The sequence below is a fragment of the Paenibacillus sp. AK002 genome (assembly GCF_053903045.1).
Window position 1 is genome coordinate 326,837 of record NZ_CP096377.1, and the last position, 25,047, is coordinate 351,883.

Genomic DNA, 25,047 nt, shown 5'->3' on the forward strand with positions numbered 1-25,047 from the left:
CCTTCCTTCTTTCCTGATTAAGCGCGTGCGAGGTGGTGCAAACATGAAACGGTTTAAGCGTATGTTCGGCAAGGATGCGGCGGTCGCATGGATGCTGATCGCGCCAAATGTCATCTGGATCGCGGTATTTACGCTGTTCGCCATATTTTATTCGTTTTATTTGAGTTTTACCGAGGTCGATTTATTCGCGAATCAATTCACGCTCGTGGGCCTGGATAACTACACGCAATCCTTTGCGGATCCCGTGTTCACTAAGTCCATCGTTAATACGACCGTGTTTACGATATTTACGGTGGCCTTCTCCATGGCTATTGCGATCGTGGTGGCCGTGCTGCTCAACAGCAAAATCAAAGGCCGAAAGCTCATGCGTTCGGCATTCTTTCTTCCTTCCATCCTGCCGATTATCGCCGTGGCGCAGGTTTGGATATGGATTTATGAACCGAGTTACGGACTCCTGAATTATTTTCTGGAGAAAATAGGGGTCGGAAACCCGAGCCATCCCTTTCAATGGCTTGTCTCGCCGGATACGGCGATGCTGTCGGTCATCATTTTCTCGATCTGGAAGTCGTTCGGCTATAACATGGTCATCTACCTGGCCGCGCTGCAGGGCGTATCCAGATCCTTATATGAAGCTGCGGAAATCGACGGCGCGAATGCCATCCAGAAATTTTTCCGCATTACGATTCCGGGGCTCAGACCAGCCACATTTTTCATCTTGATTACATCCATTAGCGGTTCCTTCCAGACCTTTGGCGAGATTTATGCCTTGACGAACGGCGGACCGATGAACCAGACGAATATGATTGCCTATTACATCTACCAATACGCGTTCGAGTTTTTCAAAATCGGCAGGGCTTCGGCGGTGAGCGTGCTGCTGTTTATACTGCTGTTCGCCATCACGATCTGGCAGTGGAACTCGTATCAGAAGAAAGAGGATTGAGTTGCAGGAGGTTTAACGGATGAGAAGACCAACACACATAATCGGGATGCTTGTCGTGTACGTGATCCTGTTTTTGACGGTTGTGACCACCCTGCTGCCATTAGTTTGGATGATTACGACTTCAATCAAAACGCCGGGAGAGGTATTTGTGTATCCCCCCAAGTGGATTCCTACCGAATTTGCCTGGTCCAACTACAAAACGGCTTGGGAGATGGCACCCTGGAATAGATACTTTTTGAATACTGTTTTCTATACAGTGAGTACCGTGGCAGGCGTTCTGATCACGTCCGTTGCGAGCGGATATGCCTTTTCCAAGCTGGAATTCAAGGGGAGAAAGACGCTTTTCCTGGCTTACATCGGGACGATGATGGTACCCTCGCAGGTAACGATCATTCCGGTATTTATGATTCTTTCGCAAATGAACTGGGTGGATACGTATGCAGGCCTGATCATTCCCGGTCTTACCAGCGCCTTTGGCTGCTTCCTGATGAGGCAGTTCATTACGGGCATCCCGACAGAGCTGATTGAGTCGGGCCTGATTGAAGGAGGAGGTCATATGCGTATACTGGCTTCGATCGTAACACCGCTTCTGAAGCCGGCTGTAGCGACGCTGGGGATATTCACGTTTATGGGGACATGGAACAATTTCTTCTGGCCGCTGATCGTCACGAATAGCGACGAGCTTCGTACCGTGCAGGTAGGGCTCAGCTCTTTCCAGAACCAGTACGGGGACGGCGATTGGGGAGCGATGATGGCAGCTGCGACCATGGTCAGCGCTCCGGTGCTCATCCTTTTCTTTTTCGCCCAGAAGTACTTCATTGAAGGCATTGCGATGACAGGAATCAAGGGATAACCTTGTCAACACGTTAACAAGCTTGGAAGGAAGTGAAGAGGTTGGATTTTAATATATTCAATTCACCTTCGTTGGTGCTGGCCGAGACCGAACAGGGCTGGGAGAAGCTGATGCCTGCGGCGGATTCGGTGTGGAGCGCGGGACACGTCGCGGTGACCATGAAGCAGCGGGAAACGGCAGCGGATATGGGACTTTATCTGGAATCTACAAAGCTGGCGGTATATACCATCCGCATTCGTTGGAACCACCGCTTCGCGAAACCGGTAACGCTGTTCGGAGATCACTGGGAACGCGGCTACGGAGACATGGGCTGGTCCGGCCTGCAGCCGGAGCGCGCGATGCCATGGTATTTCATGATTCACGACGGCTCATCGACGGCCGGGTTCGGAGTGAAAACCGGGGCGGGATCGATGTGCTGCTGGCAGGTGGACGCCGATGGCGTGACGCTGACGGCGGATGTAAGCAGCGGCAGTCAAGGCGTCACCCTTGGAAAGCGGATTCTCAAATTCGCCGAGCTCGTGCAGGTCCATGGAGGCGAGAACATGACGCCGTATGAGACGACCCGGATGCTGTGCAGCTCCATGTGCGAGCAGCCGGTGCTGCCGAGCGTTCCGGTGTATGGGGGCAACAACTGGTATTATGCCTACGGCAAGAGCTCCCACCATCGAATAGTAGAAGATTCGCGGTTTATTTCCGCCATGGCGGAGGGCTTAACGAATCGTCCGTTCATGGTCATCGATGACGGCTGGCAGATCAGTTCCGGCACCTGTAACGGTGGTCCATGGATAGGAAATCGTGGTTTTCCCGACATGGCTGGACTAGCGGATGAAATGAAGCAGGCTGGCGTTAGACCCGGCATCTGGTGTCGTCCACTGCTGACGCAGGAGAAGGTGCCGGAATCCTGGATCCGTTATACGAAAGGCGGGCATTTCTTAGATCCGAGCTGCCCGGATGTGCTGGAATATGTCGCGGACACGATGAGTCGGATGAATGAATGGGGTTATGAGCTGATCAAGCATGATTTTTCGACCTTCGATCTGTTTGGGCAATGGGGGTTTCAGATGAAGGGAAAAGCCCATGCACTGCCGTACGCCTTGGGGGATACCACCCGCACCACCGCCGAAATCGTCCTCGACTTGTACCGGACGATTGCTGAGGCTTCGAAAGACAGTCTGATTATCGGCTGCAATACGATTGGGCATCTGGCGGCAGGCTTGTTTGAAATTCAGCGCACCGGAGATGATACCAGCGGCAGATCGTGGGAAAGAACGCGCAGAATGGGCGTGAATACGCTGGCCTTCCGAATGCCTCAGCATGGAACCTTGTTCAGCCATGATGCGGATTGCGTAGGCATCACCTCCAGCGTTCCTTGGGAATTCAATCGTCAGTGGCTCGATCTGCTGGCAAACAGCGGCACGCCGCTCTTCGTGTCGGTCGACCAGAAGGAGTTAAGCTTGCTGCAGAAGCGGGAGGTGCGGCAGGCCTTTGAGGCTGCTTCCCGTCCGCTTCCGGCAGCGGAGCCGTTAGACTGGATGTATAACAGTTGTCCTTCTTTGTGGAAGATTGCCGGGGAGGTCCGGAATTACAGCTGGAACGGCGAAGCCGTCTTGGGGGCAGGTACAAGAGATCACGAATGGTGGCGTTAAACTGCCTGAACAAGAAAGCATCGCTTTCCGTGGGCAAGTGGATGGAGGTCCCTTATTTACAGAATCGGCCCATTCTCGCTTTATGCGGACGGAAGAGGCATGCTAAATGCTGAAATTCGCCCATTAAGAAGATCACGAGGACAGAGGATCGGTTATTTTACGGGAATCGGCCCATTCTCGCTTTATGCGGACGGAAGAGGCATGCTAAATGCTGAGATTCGCCCATTAAGAAGATCATGAGGACAGAGGATCCGTTATTTTACGGGAATCGGCCTATTCTGGAGTTCACGCGGACAGAGGATCCGCTATTGTATCATAATCACGGATTAATCCGCGAAAAATCCCGGAATAACGGATCTCTTGTCCGCATATTGCTGCGAGATCGGTATAAACAAGGAAATAGCGGACCCAGTGTCCTCAAATAACGCAAAATCGATGGACTTTAATAGTGCTGGATGGCGGTATCATCATGATGGAATCTATACGCGGCTAATTGCTGCCGAACTGAATAACAGTAATACAAAAAGCTTACGCCGTTACATAACGGAAAAGCTTTAATGCGGCATGCCGTATATCCTGCCAAGCCACGGCTCTTCATAAAATCATGCGCAAGTCATCAGCCCGTGTTCCGGTTGGTGGCTTTTTCATTGTGCGCCCGGCATGGGCGAGAGCTTGGCGGTGAAAGTCCGCTACAGGCTTGGCAGTAGGAACTGTTAGCCAAAAAAGCAAGGGTGTCGGCCGTTAGGCCGAATCTGAAGGAGGCCGGAGGCAAATCCTCCGTCTGACGAACAGAAATCCACATAGAGGGCGTGATGGGACGGACGAGCTTGCAATGCAAAGAAAAGTCCAGTACTGCCCGAATTCCATCATGCTAGATGTGGCAGATGGATGAGGGGAAGGTTACCACTCTTACCCGGGGAGATATCACAGACGTGGAGTAGGATATAGGATCCCGAAAGACAGAGTACAGCTCGCTGAGAGAAGTCAGCAGAAGCCATACAACCGGGAAGTTGGCCTTAACCGGTCGCTTTTTTCGTTTGCCTCCGGACAAGCCTGAAATATAGCCCGATCTACGCCTTGTATCTGCAGCTTTCAGCCGTTCACGACCAGCCCGGCATGGAGGTTGTCCAGAGTAAGTGTCATTTCCCTGACCTATAATCATTAACTCAGAATATCGCGGAATGCGCAGGTTATAACAAAATGATTGTTTCGGAACTGTTTTCGAAGCTGATAAGCTGTGGATGGAATTCCAAAAATTGTTGATTTTAAACAAGGACATTGTTTGACAGACAGGGTCCATAAAGAGAGGAGGCTGATAAGAAAGCTCCAATTTATTGCAAGCGATTACAAAAGCACAAGTGAATAAAAAAAAGGAGGAGATGAAATGAAGAACAGCGTTGCAAAGGTAACCGGCATGGTGTTGTTGTTTTCTCTGGCGCTATCTCTCATAGCGGGAGGATGGGTGAATAAGACAACGGTCCATGCTGCCGGTCTTTCGATTATCGGCGGCGGGGGCTGGAATGAAACGACGTATATAGAATGGTCACCCGTGAGTAATGCGGAGGGATACAATGTCTACGTGAAACACGCCAATGCGCCGGATTCCGGCTTTCAACAACTGGATAATGAGCTGATCCGGCAATACCCTTCCTATTGGAGAGCAGATGCCGTTGGACTTGCAGCAGGAAATTATGTGATGAAGGTTGAAGCCAGGCTGTCGGACGGTTCAACGGTAAGTGTCGTTTCGAATAACCTATCCGTAGCGCTGCATGATCGATCCGGATTTGCTTTTTCCTCAGACTCGCCATACGGGACTGGCTCGGGTGCCTACAATGATGACGGTACGCTTAAAGATGGTGCACAAGTTATTTATGTGACCTCCGAGACGGCACGAACCGTAACCCTTGATGTGAAAATCAATAGCTCAGGCGGGGTTCAAACGGGCGTGGGGATCGGCGAGATTTTGACGCTAAGACAAAAAGGCTATGATACAACCCCTCTTGCGATCCGGTTTATTGGAAAAGTTACCGATGACGACATGAGCGGACAGCTGAATAGCAGCGGCTACCTTCAAGTAAAAGGCAAAAACAATTACTCGGAAATGAATATGACGATCGAAGGGATCGGAGACGACGCTTATGCTTACGGGTGGGGATTGCTCCTTAGATACGTAGGGAATGTGGAAGTAAGAAACCTCGGGCTCATGTTGTTCCCTGATGATGGAATTTCCATGGATACAGGAAACGTCAACGTGTGGGTGCATAATAACGATCTGTTTTATGGAACCGCAGGAGGAGATGCCGACCAGGCCAAGGGCGATGGTTCAACGGACCTGAAAAAAGGGTCGACCTATATTACCATCTCTTACAATCACTACTGGGATTCGGGAAAAGCGGCTTTGGTCGGTTTGAGCGAATCGGAGGAATTCTTTGTCACCTTCCACCATAACTGGTTTGATCACTCGGACTCCCGCCATCCGCGAATCCGATTGGCATCGGTTCACATCTACAATAACTTCTATGACGGAGTCTCAAAATATGGGGTGGGTGTGACAACGGGAGCTTCGGCCTTCGTGGAATCCAATTACTTTAGACATGCCAAATACCCGATGTTGAGTTCCTTGCAAGGTACGGATGCTTTAGGGGAAGGGACCTTTTCAGGCGAAGACGGAGGCGTGATTAAGGCCTATAACAATAGGATCGTAGATGCGGACAGCCTGATTTATGCAAATTCCAATACCGGAACAGCTCCGGTAAATGCAACCTCATTCGATGCATACTTGGCTTCATCAAGAAATGAAACCGTACCAAGCTCATACAAAGCATTCGTGGGAGGAACGGCTTATAATAACTTCGATACAACCGTCGATACGGGAGTAAATAGCGCCGACATCGATAACGTGAGCGATGTGGAACAGATCGTTACCGCACAAGCCGGACGCCTGAATAACGGGGACTTCACTTGGGAATTCAATGATGCCGTAGACGACACATCCTATACACTCAATACAGCTCTTATGGCTAAAATAAGCAGCTACACCAGCGGGCTTGTATCCGTAGGCGGGAATTCAACCGGGGCGGAGCCGGAACCAGAACCAGAGCCGTCCACCGGAGAACATGTTCACAACTTTACAACGTCCGGATTAGCAAGCGATTTCTTTCATATTGTAGGGAATCTCTCCACAACCAAGGGAACCGCGGTGTATAACGGCTTAACGCTAACCCAATGTTTGAAAATCGAGAGTTCAACCCGCATTACCTTTACCTCTACGGAAACCGCTACATTAACATTAGTGTTTAATTCGGCAGACGGAACCAAGATCAAGATTGATGGAACGAGTTATCCAATGACGAATGGTATGGTCAGTGTGCCACTTGCTCCAGGAGCGCATACGATTACAAAAGATCATACGACGAATCTCTTTTATATGGAGTTGGAGTAGAGCAGGGCGGGGTTTGTGCTCCCGCGCGTCTCTCATACGAATATAAAAAGCGACCGTGATTCGGTCGCTTTTTATATTTTATCTGTTGATTTGGTTATTGGGACACCATGCATCTGAATGGTAGCTGCTAAGTCGGGAAACTGATATTTATGATTAACCACATCTCCCGTAAAATCCATCCCAACCATCCTATTCATAAAGATTCACTCTTTATCAGCACATTCAATCGTTATAACAATTATACAATTATGAAATCGGTTTCACAGTCTAACTTTAGCCAACTTCGGAATTCGATTTCGTATCCCGTAGTCATCCCCACCATGTTCCTGTACAATGAAGTGAAAATAAACGGGACTGGCGGAAGGGGGTGGCCAGCGTGTCTTTCAGGTTCAAACCGCTTAAGTCCTGGAGTCTTCGTGCTAAAATTTTGCTGATCTTCCTGCTGCTCATTTCGATTCCGCTCAGCCTGCAGGGCGTGGCTACCTACGTGGGTTTCTCCAACTCCGTTGAACGAAGAACCTCCGATTATACCGCTCAATTGGTGGACCAGATCAACCGGAATTTGGACAGGACCCTGATGGAGATGCAGAGATTGACGTTGATGCCTTTGTACGATTCGGGGGTATTGTCCATCTTGCGCAAGTACAGGGAGGAGGATAGTCTACATCAGCAGCCTACGGTGGAAGAACGCTCCAAAATGCAGCTTTATATCGCCAGCATGACCTTCGACAGGCCAGAGATTGACAGTATCCAGATTTTCGCCGGAAGCGGTTACACCTTCTCAAGCCTGGCTCCTAGCGCGATCGCTGCCTATACAGACGTGGAGCGGCAGCCCTGGTACCCCGGCGTGGTGGAAGCGAGAGGGGCTTGGGTGCTGCTTCCGCCTCATCGGCCTTCTTACTATCTGGACGGCAATCAAAGCTATTTTTCCGTAGCCCGGCTGATCCGTGAGCCCAATACCAACCGGACGCTCGGGTTAGTCAAAATCGATTTGAAGCAGACCTTGTTCAAGCAGCTTGTCGATAATGTCAGGCTGGAAGAGAACGGCGGCATCGTCGTGCAGAATAGCCGGGAAGAGCTTTTCTACACGGCGACCGCAGATGGGGAAACGGAAGCCTCCAAGCTGCTATCGGACCGGATCCTCGGGCTTTCAGGGCGTTCGGAAACGGCCAGCGAGATTCTGCATATGGAGGGCAGCAAGTATTTGGTTGTCTCCAACTATTCCCGATATTCCGATATCAATATTGTGAGCTATATTCCGGTGGCATCCCTGCTTGTGGAGACCAAGGAACTTCGCAACTTTACGCTTCTAGCCGGCCTGATATGTCTCGTTTTGGCCGGGGCCTTAGCCATCTACTTCTCTTATCGGCTGACCCAACCTCTCGGGACGCTGGTACGAAAAATGCGACTTGTGGAGCTCGGCGATTTCAAGCAGAGCGTGCCGGTAACTGAGGATGAAATCGGTCGGCTTGGTTCCGGCTTCAACCGGATGGTAGAGGAAATTGACCGGCTCGTCCATGAAGTATACGTGCTCGGCATGAGGGAAAGAGAGGCGGAGCTAGCCGCACTGCAGAGCCAGATCCAACCCCATTTTATATATAATACGCTGGAGTCGATCAGCATGCTTGCCCGGCAGCGCAATAATGAGGACGTCTCGGAAATGGCCACGGCTTTGGGACGACTGATCCGCAGCGCAGTGGAGCAGGACCGAAGCCTCATCCGGCTTGGCGAGGAGCTTGAGACGGCGGAGTCGTATATTCGCATTCAAAAAATGCGCCACGGTTCCAGGCTGCAGGCTATGTTCGATATCGAAGAAGGGTTGGACGATTGCCTGGTTCCGAAGCTGCTGCTCCAGCCGCTCATTGAAAATGCGATTATGCACGGGATTGGAGACCGCGAGCAAGGGGGCACGGTATACGTTACGGTGGCGCGATTTGAGGATGAGGTGCTGTTGACCATTCGGGATGACGGGCGGGGCTTGTCGGAGGATGAATTGGCGGCTCTGCAAGCTTCATTGGAAGAGGCCGGTGATGATGTGGCAGTAAAAACTCCGGCAATGCCATTACGCGGTCATGGAGTGGCGCTAAAAAATATTAATCAGCGGTTGCGTTTGATTTACGGCCGGGACTGCGACTTCGAAATCGATGGAAGCGTGGGACAAGGTGCGGCTTTTACCGTGACGCTGCCGTTCGCGAAACAAGAAAGGTAGGAGGTCATCCATGATCAAGCTCATGTTAGTGGAGGACGAGGATATTATCCGTAAAGGCATCCGCGATTTGATCGGCCGTGTGGCTCCTGATGTTGAGGTCGTATACGAAGCCGCTCATGGAAAGGAAGCGCTGGCTTATCTGGAACGCAATGTGGTGGATGTGCTCATTACGGATATTCGAATGCGGGAGATGGACGGGCTTCAGATGGTCGAAAAGCTGCGGACCGCGGGCCATGAGATGCCGATTGTCATTATCAGCGGCTATGGAGATTTTGTATACGCCAAAAAAGCGCTGCAATTCGGGATCGCCGATTACCTGCTGAAGCCCATAGACCGTAAGGATTTTACGGTTGCATTGGACAAGATTCGGCTAACCTTGAATTCTTCAAATCGAAATGCGGGCGGGGCTGAGCCGTATAGCGAGGCGGACGGGGGGCCGCCGTCCAGCGAGGGGCGCAGGATGATCCGGAAGCTGAAGGCGTATATCGCTGAAAACCCCGACGGTGATTTGCGTTTGCAGACGTTAGCGGAGATGGTGCATTTAAATCCTTCCTATCTAAGCCAGCTCTTTAAGCAGGAAGGGGGCGGCAATTTGTCCGATTATATCGCCGAAACGCGCATCCGGCGAGCCTGCAGGCTGCTGGAGACGACGAACCTGAAGGTTTACGATATCGCCCGTTTATCGGGATATCAAAGTCCGAAGCATTTTATGCTGGTATTTAAACAGCATACCGGAATGACGCCGGGAACCTATCGGGAGCAATACAGTGTGTAATACTACATAACAAATTATGTTATGTAGTTCTTTTTTATGGACTAAAACGGAAATAACCTAAAAAAATCGTACCTTTTCTGAACGTTTAGTGATTTTTTATATGACCATATGTAAATATAATTAACCTCATCACAACCTTAACTTGAACAATGCAGAGGGGGAAGCGGTATATGAAAAAATGGTTGACCGGTTTATTGGCATTAACACTTGGTGTGGGGCTCATGGGCTGCGCCGGAAAAGAACAGCCGAAGAATACGCCAGGCGAAGCCAGTGGCGAGAAGGTACTGCTCAAATTCGCGACATGGGGAAATCCGGCGCAGCTTGAGCTGTACAAAGGGCTGACTGACGCTTTCACGCAGGAGCATCCGAATATTGAGGTGCAAATTGACACGATCCCGTTTGCGGACTATCAGCAAAAAATGTCCGTACTGGCGGCAGGCCAGGAGCTGCCCGACATTGCCTGGGTATCGGAGCGGATGGTACCGCAATTTATGGCCAACGACATTCTGGCCGATGTCACGGATATCGTTCAGGATGACGCTTTTGACATCGATGACATTATACCTTCGACGCTTGAACTGTTTCGCCAGGACGACAAGCTATACGGACTGCCGTTTTCCACTCCGCCCAGCGTGGTGTTCTACAACGAAGATTTGTTCAAGCAAGCGGGCTTAAGTACGCCGAACGAGCTTGCGGAAAAAGGTGAATGGACGTGGGAAACGTTCGAAGAAGCTGCAAAAACGATCAAGACGAGCGCTGCTTCACCGAACGTTTACGGGGCTAACTTTTTCCGCGACTGGAAGACATGGATTATTCTCGCTTCGTATTCTTGGTCAAACGGGAGCGGACCTTTTAATCCAGAGATGACGGAATACACTTGGAATGATCAATACGGGGTTGAAACCTTGGACATGCTGAAGCGCATGATGTTTACGGAAGGCTCGCACCCGAAGGCGGGAGAGCAGGTTAATTTTGAATCCGGGCAAATCGGCATGATTTTCGACAACTATAGCTTTGTATCCAAAGCCAGGGAGATCCAAAATTTCAAATGGAGCATTGCGCCAATGCCATCGGGCTCGAAAGGCAGCGTTCCGATGATGGGTCAGGCGGGTTACGTGCTATTTAAAGAGGGAAAACATCCGGAGGAAGCCAAGGAACTGTTGAAATTCCTTGCCGGCAAAGAGGGTGTACAGAAAACTTCGGCCTTCTTTGTGCCGCCGCGCCAATCGGTGCTGAACTCGGATGAGTTCCTGAGCGTGGAGGGCAATCCGGATGCCGGGCACATCAAGCAGGCGGTCATCGACGAAATGCCTAAAGCGGTTGTGCAGCCGGGACATATCCGCTGGCAAAACATCGACACGGAGATTTTGACAGGCTTTGACGAGTTATTTGCCGGGCGGGGCGAACCGCAGAAAATTCAGGATGAGGTAAAAAGCAAGGTGGATGCTCTGCTGAGCAAATAGAGGCAGTTACGTTAGGAGGAACGGGCATGAATCGTTTGGATAAAGCATTAAACGAAGCGCCGGGGCTGCAGCTGTTCGTCAGCCTCCCGGCCAATGACATCAAGCTTGCAGAGGCAGCCTTGGCTTCGGGCGCCGACGGTTTGAAAGTCCATATCAACGTAGGGCACCGGGCCAGCGGCAATCGCTTCGGCACGCTGGACAGCTATGCCGACATTTTCAAGGACATTCGCTCCCGCTTTGACGGCCCCCTTGGAATTGTGCCCGGAGGCTCGGTGGAAGAGGTAAACGCGGAGGAAATCAACCGGCTCCCTGAGCTTGGCGTCGATTTCTACTCGATTTATGCCTTTCATCATCCTGCTTCTCTGCTGCAGGCCCCGGGATTGGCAAGAACGTTTGCGATCGATAGCGAGTTCGACCGGGGCGTCGTGGAAGGAGGCCGGACCTTCGGCATCAGCGCGCTTGAGGCTTCCATCGTTCCCGGCCATGAATATGGTACCAGGCTTACCCTTGCCGATCTGCTTCATTACCGCTGGCTGGCGGCACACGGCGGTTTGCCGGTCATTGTGCCAACGCAGCGTAAAATCGGCCCGGAGGATATCCCGGCCTTGGCCGATAGCGGCGTCAAGGTGCTGTTGGTCGGAGCGGTGGTCACGGGCAATGAAGCGGAAGGCATCCTTAGGGAGGTTGCCGCTTTACGGAATGCAATCGATCGTCTGTAGAGGTGCCCCACAAGGAGGAAAGCGACATGACCACACTTGAAACGATAAAATCTGAAGGGCCCGGCCGTCCATTCCGAAGGAAGGCAAGGAAGACCAGGCCTTTAAACCGCGGTGACCATTTGGCGGGTTGGCTGTTCGTGCTGCCGATGGTGCTGGGGTTCGTTCTGCTGCTGCTTGTCCCGCTCATGATGGCGCTTTATATGAGTTTTACCGATTGGCCGCTGCTGGGTGAGGCCAAGCTCATCGGATTCGAGAACTACCGCACGATTGCGGGGGATGCAGAATTTTGGCGCGTGCTGGGCAATACGCTTTATTTTGCCGCCGGACTTGTTCCGCTGAACATTATTTTGGCATTGCTGCTTGCAATCCCGTTATCAAAAAATATTCGCGGAGCCGGCTTTTTCCGGACATTGATCTTTATTCCGGTTATGACCTCGCTGGTGGTCTGGTCGATTGTTTGGAAGTATATGTTTGCCACGGATTCCGGGTTCATTAACCAGCTGCTGCGTATGATCGGCATTACCGGCCCGGCCTGGCTGTACGATACCCGGCTTGCCATGCCCGTTGTTATCGTGACCAGTCTCCTGAAAAATGTCGGTTTGAATATGGTGTTGTTCATTGCGGCGCTGCAGCAGGTTCCGGCGCAGCTCTACGAGGCGGCCAGGATCGATGGCGCAGGGAGAATGCGGATTTTTTTCCGAATTACCGTACCCATGATCACGCCGACGATTTTTTTGACCCTGATGATGACCATTATCGGTTCGCTGAAGGTGTTCGGACAAATTTACGTGATGACACAAGGGGGGCCTTCCGGAAGCACCAAGGTGCTCGTCTACAACATTTGGGAACGAGCCTTTAAGCTGTTCGAGTTCGGATATGCTTCTGCGCTGGCTTATGTGCTGTTTGTCATCACCCTGCTGCTTACGCTGGCACAATGGCAGATGAGAAAAAGGTGGGTTCTGAATGAAAGCTAGTCTATTTGCTAAAAGGGGCAACCCGGCAGGCGGGAACCTGTTCCATTATCTGCTGCTGCTTGCCGTTTCGGTGGTCATGATGACCCCGTTCGTGTGGATGGTCTCTACTTCGCTCAAACAGCCGGCCGATGTGTTTGTTTTTCCGCCGCAGCTGATTCCGTCGCCGATACGATGGGCGAATTATGCGGAAGTGCTGGAGACGATCCCGTTCCATCTATTTTATGGCAACAGCGTATATATCGCCCTTCTGGTTACCGTGGGCACCGTGCTTTTCTCTTCCATGGCGGGGTATTCGTTCGCACGAATTCCTTTTTGGGGGAGAAGCCTGGTGTTTCTGCTGCTGCTGAGCACGATGATGATTCCGAACGAGGTCATTGCCATTCCGATGTTTCTGTTTATGCGTGAGCTGGGTTGGATCAATACGCATTTACCGCTGATTATTTTGCCTATATTCGGCGCGGGCGGTGTGTTCGGGGTGTTTGTGATGCGGCAATTTTTTCTGGGGATTCCGAAGGAGCTGGAGGAGGCAGCGATGATCGACGGCTGCTCGCGGCTGCGGATTTATTCCACAATCATGTTGCCGTTAGCAAAACCCGCGATCGCCACGCTGATCATTTTCACGTTTTTGACGAGCTGGAACGATTTTTTTGATCCGCTCATCTTTATTAATGACCGTAAGCTGATGACCTTGCCGCTGGGATTATCGCTGTTTACCGATGAGTCGGGAACATCGTGGCATCTGCTGATGAGCGCTTCGGTTATGGCGACATTACCACTGCTCATTGTGTTTTTCTTTGCGCAGAAGCAGTTTGTCGAAGGGGTATCCATGACGGGTCTCAAGGAATAGGGTAAATAACGCTTAAAAGGAGGAGTGAAAAGAGATGGACAGCAGGACACGGATCATGGAGGCGGACGTGGTAGTTATAGGTGCAGGGCCGGCAGGCATTGCCGCCGCCATTGCCGCCGGCAGGCAGGGGGCAAGCGTCATCTTGATTGAGCGGTACGGATTTGTCGGCGGGATGTCTACGGCTGCCGGAGTTTATCCTTGGATGACGTTTCATACTCAGCAAGGGGAACGGGTCATCGGCGGCATTGCACAGGAAATTGTGGAGCGCTTGATGGAGCGCGGGGGCTCGCCCGGCCATCTTCGCGATACCGTCGGTTTCGTGCATACGCTGACGCCGTACCATCCAGAGATATATAAGGTGCTTGCCGTCGATATGCTGCGCGAAGCGGGGGTAAAGCTCGTCTCGCACAGCTTCGTTGACGAAGTGGGACGTGAAGGCGAATACATCCAGTCCGTGACCCTTACTGGAAAATCGGGGCGAATCAAGGTGGACGGGAAGATGTTCGTCGATGCGTCCGGCGATGCGGACGTCGCTTATCTGGCGGGAGCGCCGACGCTTCAGGGGCGGGAAAGCGACGGGCTGTCGCAGCCGATGACGATGAAATTCCGGATGCGGGGTGTTGACGTGGAGGCGATTCGGAAGGCGATGCTTGCTGATCCCGACAACTTTTATCACAAGACGCCGTTTGCCGAGCTAGAGAAGGAGCTTATTCCGCTCACGGGGGTTTCCGGCTTTTATAAGGAGTGGAAGGCTGCGGAGGTCCCGATCAACCGCGATCAGGTTCTGTTGTTTATCGGACCGGAGAAGGATGAGGTGCTGATTAACTGTACGCGGGTACAAGGCTTAAGCGCTACCGATGTCGAGGAACTCACTTTGGCGGAGGAGGAAGGGCGCAAGCAGGTGCTGATGATGGCGGAATTTTTGAAGTCGCGGGTGCCCGGATTTGCCGAGGCCTCCATTTCCTCGGTTGCTCCCCAGATCGGAATTAGGGAATCGCGCCGAATCGACGGTCTGTATCGGTTAACGATGGAGGACGTGGTGACGGGACGACATTTTGAAGACGGCATTGCGAGGAGCGGTTATCCGGTTGACTTGCATGATCCGTCAGGCAAAGGGATCATGGAGGCTACCATCGAGAATGACGGTTCCTACAGCATTCCTTACCGCTGCCTGGTGGCCCGAGGGCCAGCAAATCTGCTCGCGGCAGGGCGCTGCATTTCCACCACGCATGAAGCACTGGCGACCACGCGCTTGACGCCAAGCTGCATGGCTACGGGAGAAGCGGCGGGCACGGCGGCGGCCCTGGCCTGCAAGGCGGGAATCACCGCGGCGGAAGTCGATGCATCGCAGCTCAGGGAGATGCTGCACGCCCAAGGGGCGATTGTGTGAAAAGACGCGGGCTAGCCGCTCCGGTATTAAACCTGGGGCGGCGCCGTATTTTTGCTGATTCAGAAGTATGAAGTGTCTAGAAAATCTATGTAATCGCCATCACCTGTGTTCCGGATTTTTCAATATAGGGGTTTGATTACCCTACATACATTCAATTAAAAAGCGACCGTGACCGGTCGCTTTTTTGTGTGCCAGCTCAATACAATTCGGAAACAAGGGTTGCTACATATTTATGGCTGAGCGGGCTTCGCGTCAGTCGTGCGGGCCATATCGTCAAGCGGACAAAAATTTTTCGAAGAAGACGGGTCCTTTCTTTGTTCAATGAATTTTCATTCCCTTTGTGCTTTTAATCACAAGTCATGGAGCATGAGGATGCTAGTTTAGAGATGTAAACAGAATAGAAATTCATCTTTATATATTGAAACAAAACAGAGGTGATGAACATGAGTGAATTCATTAATAACCGTGAGGAAGGACTTTCTGCTCATCGAACGGCCCGTATACATTTGCTCAAGGAAATCATGAAAGAGCTGCACCATGGAAAAAGCGTGGAAGAAGTGAAGTCAAAATTCAATCAAGCTGTGGGCGAAATATCGGTTGATGAAATTTCGGAGCTGGAACAAGTGCTGATGCAGGAGGAAGGAATACCGGTAACCGAAGTACAGCGACTGTGCAGCGTGCATGCTGCCGTATTCAAAGGTTCCATCCAAGACATTCACAGAACTCATAAACCCGAAGAGCAGCCTGGACATCCTGTGTTTACGTTTAAGAGGGAGAACCAAGAAATCGATCGACTGGCAAATTTCAAAATCGCGCTGCATCTGGATCAATTTCTGAAGGATCAAGGGGAAGCAAATCGCCTCAAATTGCTGGAGGATTTCAGTCTCCTCTATGACGTAGACAAACACTACAGCCGCAAAGAAAATTTGCTCTTTCCATTTCTCGAGAAATACGGAATTTATGGACCGACCAAGGTGATGTGGGCGGTAGATGACGGTATCCGAATGGGAATAAAAGAAGTGAAATCCAAACTCGCTCATGATGAGGGCAATACGCAGAGCGTAGTGGACCTTGCCAAACGCGTCTTAAACGAAGTAACAGAAATGATCTATAAAGAGGAACATATTTTACTGCCTATGGCTCTGGAGAAGTTGACGGAAGATGAATGGCTTCAAATTGCTGCCCAAAGCGAAGAAGTCGGTTATTGCTTGGTTGCACCGGATCAACCATGGATTCCTGAAAGAGCAGCTGAACCTGGGGCAGGTCAGGGATTGGGGTCTTCTCCGCTGCAAGAGGGATATATCCGAATGAGTACAGGCATTTTATCGGTCAAACAGATGGAATCCATCTTAAATCATTTACCGGTCGACCTAACCTTTATCGATGAACATGATATCGTTCGATATTTTTCACAGGGCAAAGAACGAATCTTCGTTCGTACCAAAGCGGTGATCGGCCGAAGTGTTCAGAACTGCCATCCTCCGCAAAGCGTTCACGTCGTCAATCAGCTGCTTGCTGATTTCAAAGCAGGTGTCAAAGATACAGAAGATTTCTGGATCCCGGTTAAAGATAAATTTGTCTACATTCGTTATTTTGCCGTAAGGGATGAAGAAGGAAACTATTTAGGCACGCTGGAATTCACTCAAAACATTAAGCCGATTCAGGAGCTTACCGGTCAAAAACGGATACTCTCTCCGTAAGTTTCATATGTTCAATTCAATCAAAATGCGATCCGGCGAACTGTGGTTTCGAGGCCACGCTTCGCCATCATACTTACTAAAAGGGGCTGTCTCAAAAGTCATCGTAAATGACTGAGACAAGGCCTCTTTTTCATCTAGCAAAACAAAAAAAACTGCTCTTTGATACAATAGAGGTATCACCACGGCACAGCTAAAGCAGTCGAAAGTGGAGTTAGCTGGATTAAAGGACTGTTCAAATAATTTTAGAAAGGCGCTAAATCATGAACGCGATATCTTATCGGAAATCTGTGGCATGGGGCAAAGCACTTGGCAGTTTACTGTTTGTGCTGGCTTGCCTGTTTCTGCTGTACGCGGCCTTTTTTATGGATACTTCCTTTATTCGCAAGTTTTTTTGTATCACATCAGCCATAATAGGGATTCCGTTTTTTGGAGGTTATCTGTTTGTCAGCTTGCCAAAGGCGCTGAGATCAGACACGCAGCTCCTAACCTACGATCAAAATTCCATTTCGGATGGAAAGCGGACCGTAGCGTGGGAGGAGATTGCAAGTATCAGTTATAGCGGCCCTTCCATTCGGGAGTGGCTGCTTCCGAAATTTCCTAAGCTGATTTTTCATTTAAAAAACAGAGAAACCTGGATGGTGAATACGTATTATTTGTTGACCGATACCGAAGTTCAGTCTGTCATGAAGCGCCTGCGGGGGTTGATCAGCCGTAACGGAAAGGAAATGAAATATATCTGATCGACTCAGACCAAGAGAGCACCCTTTCGGTGCTCTTTTTTGTTTTTCAAACAGACCGTCTTACACCAAGCATCTTCCAAATCAACCCAGCGATGTCTGATTCTGAACTTTGCGCAGTACTAGAATCTCCTCTATAATAATAGGCTAATCTTAAACTGCGTCAGGAGGAAACAATGGACTTTATCAAAAATCAACTAGACGGATATGGCATGAGCGAACAAACCATTGGATATCTCTCGAATATGATCATGGTCGTTTTTATCGCGGTGATCTCCATACTGGCTAATTTTATTACCAAAAAAATCGTGCTGAAGACGATTATTCATATCGTCAACAACAATCGGTACACATGGGACAATATCATCGTGGAGAAAAAAGTGTTCCACAAGCTGTCGCATCTTGTGCCGGCAATCATTATTTATTTTTCGGCGTCCATCTTTCCGGCGTACCAAATTCTGATTGAAAAAGCGGCCATGACGTACATGATTATCGTCACCATCACGGTGTTGAATGCGCTGCTTAATGCTTTTGATGACATTTATCGTTCATTTGAAGTTTCCAAGATTAGGCCGATTAAGGGATACATTCAGGTGGTGAAAATCGTTCTGTTCATCATCGGCGGCATTGTGGTGATCTCGAACCTCATCGGACAGAATCCTTTGATCATTCTCAGTGGGCTTGGTGCTCTATCGGCCGTTCTGATGCTGGTTTTCAAGGACTCCATATTGGGCTTGGTTGCAGGCGTTCAATTATCATCCAATGATATGGTGCGTGTCGGCGATTGGATTGAAATGCCGAAATACAATGCGGACGGCGACGTCATCGACATTACGTTGAATACGGTAAAAGTGATGAATTTCGATAAAACGATCACGATGATTCCCAGCTATGCCCTCATCTCGGACTCGTTCAAGAACTGGAGAGGCATGCAGGTATCCGGCGGCCGAAGAATTAAGCGAAGCTTCTATGTCGATACGAGCAGCATCTGCTTTTGCACCAAGGAGATGATTGAGGAATTTCAGAAGATTCACTACCTTACCGATTATGTCACGACCCGATTACACGAAATTAACGCATACAACATCGAGCATCAGATCAATACGGAAAGCAACGTGAACGGCAGACAGCTTACGAATGTGGGCGTGTTCAGGGAGTATATCCATCAATACCTGCGGAAACATCCGAAAATCCATAAGGATATGACGCTGATTGTCAGGCAGTTAGCGCCGGGAGATAATGGACTGCCCTTGGAAATCTACGCGTTCAGCAATGATACCAACTGGGGTGTGTATGAATCGATTCAAGCGGATATCTTTGACCATATCTTTGCCGTTGCGCCGACCTTCGGGCTTCGTGCCTTCCAAAATCCAACCGGCCACGATATCGTCCATCTCAAAGAAAGCCCGGAATATTCCCGGGGTTATTGAGAACGATTCGGAGGGTAGTTCAACGAGTTACAAGGATTGCACGCGGGAGGAGATTGGCTATCCGTTGTAGAAGCAATGGTAGAACGAGGCTATCGCTCAATCGAGCGCCATTGGTCGGCGGGCGATGCCCTCTCGCTCGAACTCGACATGCCCAGCACAGGAAAGGAGTGTCTACCATTGAACATCAACAATCCGATCATACCCGGCTGGTATGCAGATCCCGAAGCCAGAACGTATGAGGGGAAGCACTGGATTTATGCAACGCGGTCCTTCACGGAATATACGATGCAGATGAATCTGGACGCATTCAGTTCCGACGATCTGATCCATTGGGAGAAACACGAAGGCATTATCGAAATGGCGGATTTTCCATGGATATGGAGGGCGGTTTGGGCACCGACCCATATCGAACACCAAGGGAAATATTATCTCGTGTTTGCATCGAACGACATCCAATCGAACGAGGAAATCGGCGGCTTGGAAATTGCCGTTGCGGACCGTCCGGAGGGGCCGTACAGAGGCTACTTGGGGAAGCCGCTCGTGGATAAGTTCATTCATCAGGCACAGCCGATCGATGCGCATCTATTCAAGGACGAAGATGGAACGATCTATCTGTATTATGGCGGATGGGGGCATTGCAACGTTGCGCGGATGAACGAAGAGATGACGGGATTCGTTCCATTGGCCGACGAAGGCAATGAAATTTTCCGTTCCATTACGCCGGAGGGATACGTGGAAGGTCCTTGTATGATTAAGAAGGACGGACTTTATTATCTGATGTGGTCCATGGGCGGATGGACGAATGGAACCTATCGCGTAGCCTATGGCGTAAGCGACAGTCCGCTCGGTCCATTCAAGAATGAAGGCACGATTCTGGAGCGTCAGGAGCCGATTGCCGAAGGACCCGGCCACCATGGCTACTTGCATTTGCAGGAGAGGGATGAATGGCTTATCGTATACCACCGCCGAATCATTGGGGACACCGAGCCGGGACACCGCCAGTTATGCATGGATCGGATGCGGATCGGCAACGGCAAGATTGAGCCGGTCATCATGACTTGATTAGGGAATCAATGGTGAAAAAGCGACTCGTGCAATCGGTCGCTTTTTTTGCGTCTTCGTGAGGGATAGGTGTCAGGAAAATACCGAAAATAATCCGTATGATATAATCTAGTTATATCTTATTTTTATGACCATGGCAGGAGGAAAGAACCCGAAATGGCGATATTGAAGAATGACTGGGCGACATATTTAGAGCAGGAGTTTACGAAGCCATACTACTTACAGCTGCGGGAATTTCTTATTGACGAATATCGGACGAAGACCATTTTTCCCGATAAATACGATATTTTTAACGCGCTGCACTATACACCGCTGGCCGACACCAAGGTGGTCATTTTGGGCCAGGATCCTTATCATGGACCGGGACAGGCCCACGGCCTAAGCTTCTCTGTCAAAGAGGGCGTCAGCACGCCTCCTTCCTTGCAAAATATGTACAAGGAGCTTCAGGATGATCTGGGCTGCTTCATTCCCAATAACGGCCATCTGATAACATGGGCGAAGCAGGGGGTACTGCTTCTAAATACGGTGCTCACCGTAAGGGCCCATGAAGCGAATTCTCATAAAAACAGGGGATGGGAAAGCTTTACGGATAAGGTTATTGAGGCGATCAACCGGAAAAAGGAACCTGTCGTGTTCCTGTTATGGGGAAGCCACGCCCAGAAGAAGGCGGAGCTCATTACGAACCGGCAGCATAAACTGATTCGTTCGCCGCATCCGAGTCCGTTGTCTGCGCATCGAGGCTTTTTTGGCAGCAAGCCGTTTTCTCGCGCTAACGAATTTCTACGCAGTATGGGGCTTCAGGAAGTGAATTGGCAGATTCCGAACTTGTAAGCGGAAGGAGAGGGCATTAGCGAAACCTCTGCATTCCGCAAGCGATAGTATCTAGACAAAAAAACCACATCCGCATGAGGATGTGGTTTTCGTTTACTATTAAGGATGAACTTTTGCTTTTCTAACGGCCCGATTCGAAAGCGTAGGCCCACAGATATCCTTTCGATTCTAATAGAAGGGCATCCGGCCTTTCTTTCGGCTTCATGATGATGCTGTTGTTCGCATTCATGATATAACCATCATTCACTCGTTCGATGACGATAGGAATATCGAGCTCCATAAACAGCTGACGCATTCGGTAAATCGTATTATACAGATTGGAAAGCGCTCGTTTTTCCTCCACGTTCGTCCAGAGATCATCGAGGATTCTCCACTTCGGGCACAATTTATTCTCATGCAGCAGCAAATAGTAAAACAGCTCCTCGGTGATGCGGGTAGGCCATTTTACAAGCTCCTCGCCTTGCATAACGGAAGCTTCTCCATATAACTGGACGTCGAGTTCCTTCTTCTGGGCCTGCTTTGGTCTCTGGCCGTAATACTTCTGAAGGCGTTCATCCAGCTGCTTCACCATATTGATGGTCATCGGTTTCAAGAGATAATCCAGGGCCTGCACGCGAAAGGCTTGCACGGCATATTGCTGGTGAGCGGTCGTGAAGATCACAGGCACGTCGATCCCGTTCTCCACCAAGTTCTGAGCCAGCTGAAGCCCCGTCATTCTCGGCATTTCAATGTCGAGCACGAGTGCGTCCAGATCCAGCTTCGGTATCTCCTGCAGCGCATCGAACGGCGATTCGTAGCAGCCTACAACCTGAAACGGGCCATGCGTTTCGAGTAATCTGGCATGCAGGCCCAGAATCGGTTTCTCATCCTCCACGATAATGATCTTCCACATTACCCTTGTCCCTCCTTCACGGGAATCGATATTTGAATGGTTGTTCCGTTGCCCGGCGACGAGTGAAGCTCCAGGCTTCCTTGGGTAAGATCATGTACGCGCCGACGTACATTCGTGAACCCGATTCCGGCATTGGCGGCCGTTCCCCCCATCAACTGAGCGCACTGCGCGGCCGACATGCCTACGCCATCATCGGCGACGCGGATCTTCAAGCAGGATGCGTGCAAGGAAATGGTGACCTGGACATGTCCCGGACCTTCCTTGTCGAATAGGCCGTGGCGTATTGCATTCTCGACTAAAGGCTGCAGGAGCAGGCTAGGAATCCGAACATGCTCCGCGGCAATGGACGGATCGATGTCATAAGCAAAGGTTAACCGTTCGCCGAATCTGGCTTTTTCCACCTCGACATAGGCCTCGATAATTTCCAGCTCCTTCTGCAGGGTGGAGAATTGTCCATCCCGGCTCGTCTCAAAGATATAACGCAGGAAAGAACTGAGCATCGTTAGAAGATAGGCTGCACGCTCCCCATCCGTATAGCAAAAGGCAATGATGTTGCTAAGCGCGTTGTATAGAAAATGCGGTTTAATTTGGGTCTGCAGAAATGCCATTTCATACTCAATCGCCTTCAGCATCGACTGCTTCGTTTGTTCCGCAGCGTTCAAGCGGGCCATCAAGGTCTCTTTGGAAAAAGGCTTCAGCAAATAATCATTGGCGCCGGCTGCAAAAATCATTTCAACATGTCTGGGATATTCGGAAGAAATCATCATCAAGATCGGCAGGTCCATTAAGGATGCCTGTGTACGGATTTGCCGAAGCAATTCCAGACTATCCATGTCGCCTGGAATGATGTCATCCATGATCATCATCGCGATTTCCGGATGATTCCTGTAGTAGTCAAGCGCTTCTTGAGCTGTATAAGCGATTCGTACCTTGTAAGCATCCCCCAACATATCCCTCATGACTTCCGCATGCATCACGTCATCATCCACAATCAGGAGCGTTCCTAACGTCCGATCTTCTGCGTGCGCCGCAGACTGTAGATCGTATTCATGCTCCGCTGCGTTAACCGGCTCTTTACATTCGCTGAAAGCCAGGGTGACCGTAAAGCGAATGCCGCGTTGCAGGCGTTCATATGCGATGCTTCCGTTCATCTGTTGGATGAGTTCCTCCGTCATCATAAGCCCCGAAGAATGCGGGCGTTCCCGATTCACTGCCATGGATTCGCCGGTTGACCTCACTCGAAGCAGGACTTCCGTGCCCACCTGTACGGCTTCAATGGTCAGCTGATCATCTGCGGTGTCGTGGGAGATCTCGGTCATGATCCGGATGAATACCTGCGTCAGGCGCTGCTCATCCGCCCATACGTAAAGCTGCTTCGGAATCTGTTCATTGATTGCGATCTTCTTCTTCGTGAAGGTAAACTGCATCAGCTGAATGACATGGAGCATGACCATCCGAATATTGGTGGACTTGAGCTGGATCGCGTAATCATCAAACCGGATGCGGGTGAAATCATGCAGATCCCTCAATAAATACACCATGTTCCCCATCAGCTGTTCAGCCAAGTACAACTGCTCGCCTTGCTTCTCGCGATGGGGCTCCCGGTTGATGGACCCCACCAGATGAACGGCATCGTGCAGAGGCCTCTGCAGGTCCTGCGTCGTGACCTTCAAGAAGGCATCCTTCGCATCGTTAGCCTTCTGCAGCCTGGTGCTCAGCTGCTCCGATTCCTCGGCCCGGTTCATCAGGCGTATGCCCAGAAAAACATTCATCGTCATGACAAACCCGACCAGCCCGATTCGGTTCATATAGTTGCGCCCGGTGAAGAACAAGCTGTCCGATGAAGCGCTTATCGCGAATACGGCTAGAAACAGAAGCATCGACATGAGGATGACGGCTTCATTCTTACGGATGTTGATTCGCTTCTTCATCGTCAGATAGAAGATGCGAATAATAATGCCTAAGATTAATCCATCGTTGTAATAAAAGAGCGGATACTGCGTAATCGACATGGTTCTGGCCGGGAGAACCGCATTAAAGAACGCGTAGGCCAGGATCGGCAGAAACAGCAGATACATCGTCTTTCGGCTCATGATGGAAGGAATCATTTTGACGATAAAGACAATCAGCAAGGTGGAGGCCAAGAAGGTCAAGCTGTCCTGCAGGCGAAAATAGAGTTCAAAGGGAAATGACGGAAACTCCCGAATGAACAGCCGCTCTCCTCGCAGCACGATGACCCATGCCAATAGCAGAAAGTGCAGACCGCTGTATAAGAAGGCCTCGTCCTTCGTTCGCAGCATGTAGATCGTGATATGGAACATGCTGAACAGCAGCAAACATAAGGTAGCCGTCCATTCCAAGGATAGATCCCGCTGCACGTCTTCCTTCATCTGCTCGGCGTCGCCGAAATCGATCGGCAGGACGATGCCGCCTCTCGTATTATAGAAATTGGAGGCATGAATGGTAATCAGCAGCTGCCTGTCCCCCGGTTTAAAATACGCTTCATAGGCAGGATTGTCCGGGGTTGTCGCTTGCTTGGTTGCTGCCACGGTTCCTATTTTCGATAGGGGTACGCCATCAATATAGATGGTATGGGCAGACCATATATTCCGAACACGGAGACCGATCTCATCGGTCCAGTGGTCCGGCAGGTATACGATTAACTGGTAGGATCCCCACTCGACATCCGATGCCCAGGGACCGGGTACTGAAAGATAATCGGTTTCGCTTGAAAAGTCGACCGGTTCGACAAAAGATTCGGCGGTGAATTTCCAATCGCCGGCTAGCGATACAAACGGCGGATCCTTAAGCTCTCGCAAATCAAGCACGCCGTCTACGGCTTTGATATGGACGGCACCTGTGTCCCGGTCGCTAAAAATCATATAGAGAATGGCGATTAAGGCGCATATTGCACCCAGATAACCCATCCATTTCTTCATATAGTCACATCCCTATGGACTCTATCATATGGCATGGATCTCTCAAAAATCTACCTGTCGATAATAGTCGAAATTTGAGAGATTTTTGAGAGATGCTTCTGATATGTTGAAATTAACAATTTTTACAATCTGATTTTGTTGGAGGGAGTTATCCGCACAAATTTATTTATGAATGGGACAAGGGGTCAAGGGTCGTTG

Annotated in this window: 18 protein-coding genes; 16 read left to right on the forward strand and 2 right to left on the reverse strand. The window is 50.4% G+C overall.

Annotated elements, in window-relative coordinates:
* Positions 1-43 precede the first annotated feature (43 nt).
* The 16 genes from M1D70_RS01495 to M1D70_RS01570 all read left to right on the forward strand — a co-directional run bounded on the left by M1D70_RS01495 (position 44) and on the right by M1D70_RS01570 (position 21,018).
* Positions 44-940 (forward strand): carbohydrate ABC transporter permease, encoded by an 897-nt coding sequence (locus M1D70_RS01495; protein WP_456288929.1) that lies wholly within the window; start codon positions 44-46, stop codon positions 938-940.
* Between the two features lie 19 nt (positions 941-959).
* Complete coding sequence (locus M1D70_RS01500) at positions 960-1,793, forward strand: carbohydrate ABC transporter permease (RefSeq protein ID WP_009593380.1); 834 nt, start codon at positions 960-962, stop codon at positions 1,791-1,793.
* Positions 1,794-1,825: 32 nt separating this feature from the next.
* Positions 1,826-3,439 (forward strand): hypothetical protein, encoded by a 1,614-nt coding sequence (locus M1D70_RS01505; RefSeq protein WP_456288930.1) that lies wholly within the window; start codon positions 1,826-1,828, stop codon positions 3,437-3,439.
* Between the two features lie 1,384 nt (positions 3,440-4,823).
* On the forward strand, positions 4,824-6,881 hold the full coding sequence (locus tag M1D70_RS01510; RefSeq protein ID WP_456288931.1) for a pectate lyase family protein: 2,058 nt from the start codon (positions 4,824-4,826) through the stop codon (positions 6,879-6,881).
* 376 nt (positions 6,882-7,257) lie between these two features.
* Entirely contained in the window at positions 7,258-9,090 is a 1,833-nt protein-coding gene (locus tag M1D70_RS01515) for a cache domain-containing sensor histidine kinase (protein ID WP_009593365.1), read from the forward strand.
* A 10-nt stretch (positions 9,091-9,100) separates the two neighbouring features.
* Entirely contained in the window at positions 9,101-9,865 is a 765-nt protein-coding gene (locus tag M1D70_RS01520) for a response regulator transcription factor (protein WP_456288932.1), read from the forward strand.
* Positions 9,866-10,035: 170 nt separating this feature from the next.
* Positions 10,036-11,328: an ABC transporter substrate-binding protein gene (locus M1D70_RS01525; RefSeq protein ID WP_456288933.1), complete on the forward strand. Its 1,293-nt coding sequence runs from the start codon at positions 10,036-10,038 to the stop codon at positions 11,326-11,328.
* A gap of 26 nt (positions 11,329-11,354) precedes the next feature.
* Positions 11,355-12,047 (forward strand): hypothetical protein, encoded by a 693-nt coding sequence (locus M1D70_RS01530; RefSeq protein ID WP_009593376.1) that lies wholly within the window; start codon positions 11,355-11,357, stop codon positions 12,045-12,047.
* A 26-nt stretch (positions 12,048-12,073) separates the two neighbouring features.
* Positions 12,074-13,021 (forward strand): carbohydrate ABC transporter permease, encoded by a 948-nt coding sequence (locus M1D70_RS01535; RefSeq protein ID WP_113059059.1) that lies wholly within the window; start codon positions 12,074-12,076, stop codon positions 13,019-13,021.
* On the forward strand, positions 13,011-13,868 hold the full coding sequence (locus tag M1D70_RS01540) for a carbohydrate ABC transporter permease (protein ID WP_009593372.1): 858 nt from the start codon (positions 13,011-13,013) through the stop codon (positions 13,866-13,868). The genes M1D70_RS01535 and M1D70_RS01540 overlap by 11 nt, the downstream gene beginning before the upstream one ends.
* Positions 13,869-13,902: 34 nt before the next feature.
* Positions 13,903-15,258 (forward strand): FAD-dependent oxidoreductase, encoded by a 1,356-nt coding sequence (locus M1D70_RS01545; RefSeq protein WP_456288934.1) that lies wholly within the window; start codon positions 13,903-13,905, stop codon positions 15,256-15,258.
* A 443-nt stretch (positions 15,259-15,701) separates the two neighbouring features.
* On the forward strand, positions 15,702-16,958 hold the full coding sequence (locus M1D70_RS01550; protein WP_009593388.1) for a DUF438 domain-containing protein: 1,257 nt from the start codon (positions 15,702-15,704) through the stop codon (positions 16,956-16,958).
* Between the two features lie 260 nt (positions 16,959-17,218).
* Positions 17,219-17,698 carry a DUF5381 family protein gene (locus M1D70_RS01555; protein ID WP_456288935.1) on the forward strand — a complete coding sequence of 160 codons (480 nt, stop codon included), beginning with the start codon at positions 17,219-17,221 and terminating at the stop codon, positions 17,696-17,698.
* 173 nt (positions 17,699-17,871) lie between these two features.
* Entirely contained in the window at positions 17,872-19,125 is a 1,254-nt protein-coding gene (locus tag M1D70_RS01560; RefSeq protein WP_456288936.1) for a mechanosensitive ion channel family protein, read from the forward strand.
* 177 nt (positions 19,126-19,302) lie between these two features.
* Positions 19,303-20,187 (forward strand): glycoside hydrolase family 43 protein, encoded by an 885-nt coding sequence (locus M1D70_RS01565; protein WP_456288937.1) that lies wholly within the window; start codon positions 19,303-19,305, stop codon positions 20,185-20,187.
* A 156-nt stretch (positions 20,188-20,343) separates the two neighbouring features.
* Positions 20,344-21,018, forward strand: a complete 675-nt coding sequence (locus M1D70_RS01570) for a uracil-DNA glycosylase (protein ID WP_456288938.1) — start codon at positions 20,344-20,346, stop codon at positions 21,016-21,018.
* Between the two features lie 121 nt (positions 21,019-21,139).
* Here M1D70_RS01570 and M1D70_RS01575 read toward each other — a convergent pair whose 3' ends face one another.
* Positions 21,140-21,910 carry a response regulator gene (locus M1D70_RS01575; protein WP_456288939.1) on the reverse strand — a complete coding sequence of 257 codons (771 nt, stop codon included), beginning with the start codon at positions 21,908-21,910 and terminating at the stop codon, positions 21,140-21,142.
* Positions 21,910-24,849 carry a histidine kinase gene (locus M1D70_RS01580; RefSeq protein ID WP_456288940.1) on the reverse strand — a complete coding sequence of 980 codons (2,940 nt, stop codon included), beginning with the start codon at positions 24,847-24,849 and terminating at the stop codon, positions 21,910-21,912. Before M1D70_RS01580 ends, M1D70_RS01575 begins: the two co-directional genes overlap by 1 nt.
* Positions 24,850-25,047: the final 198 nt, after the last annotated feature.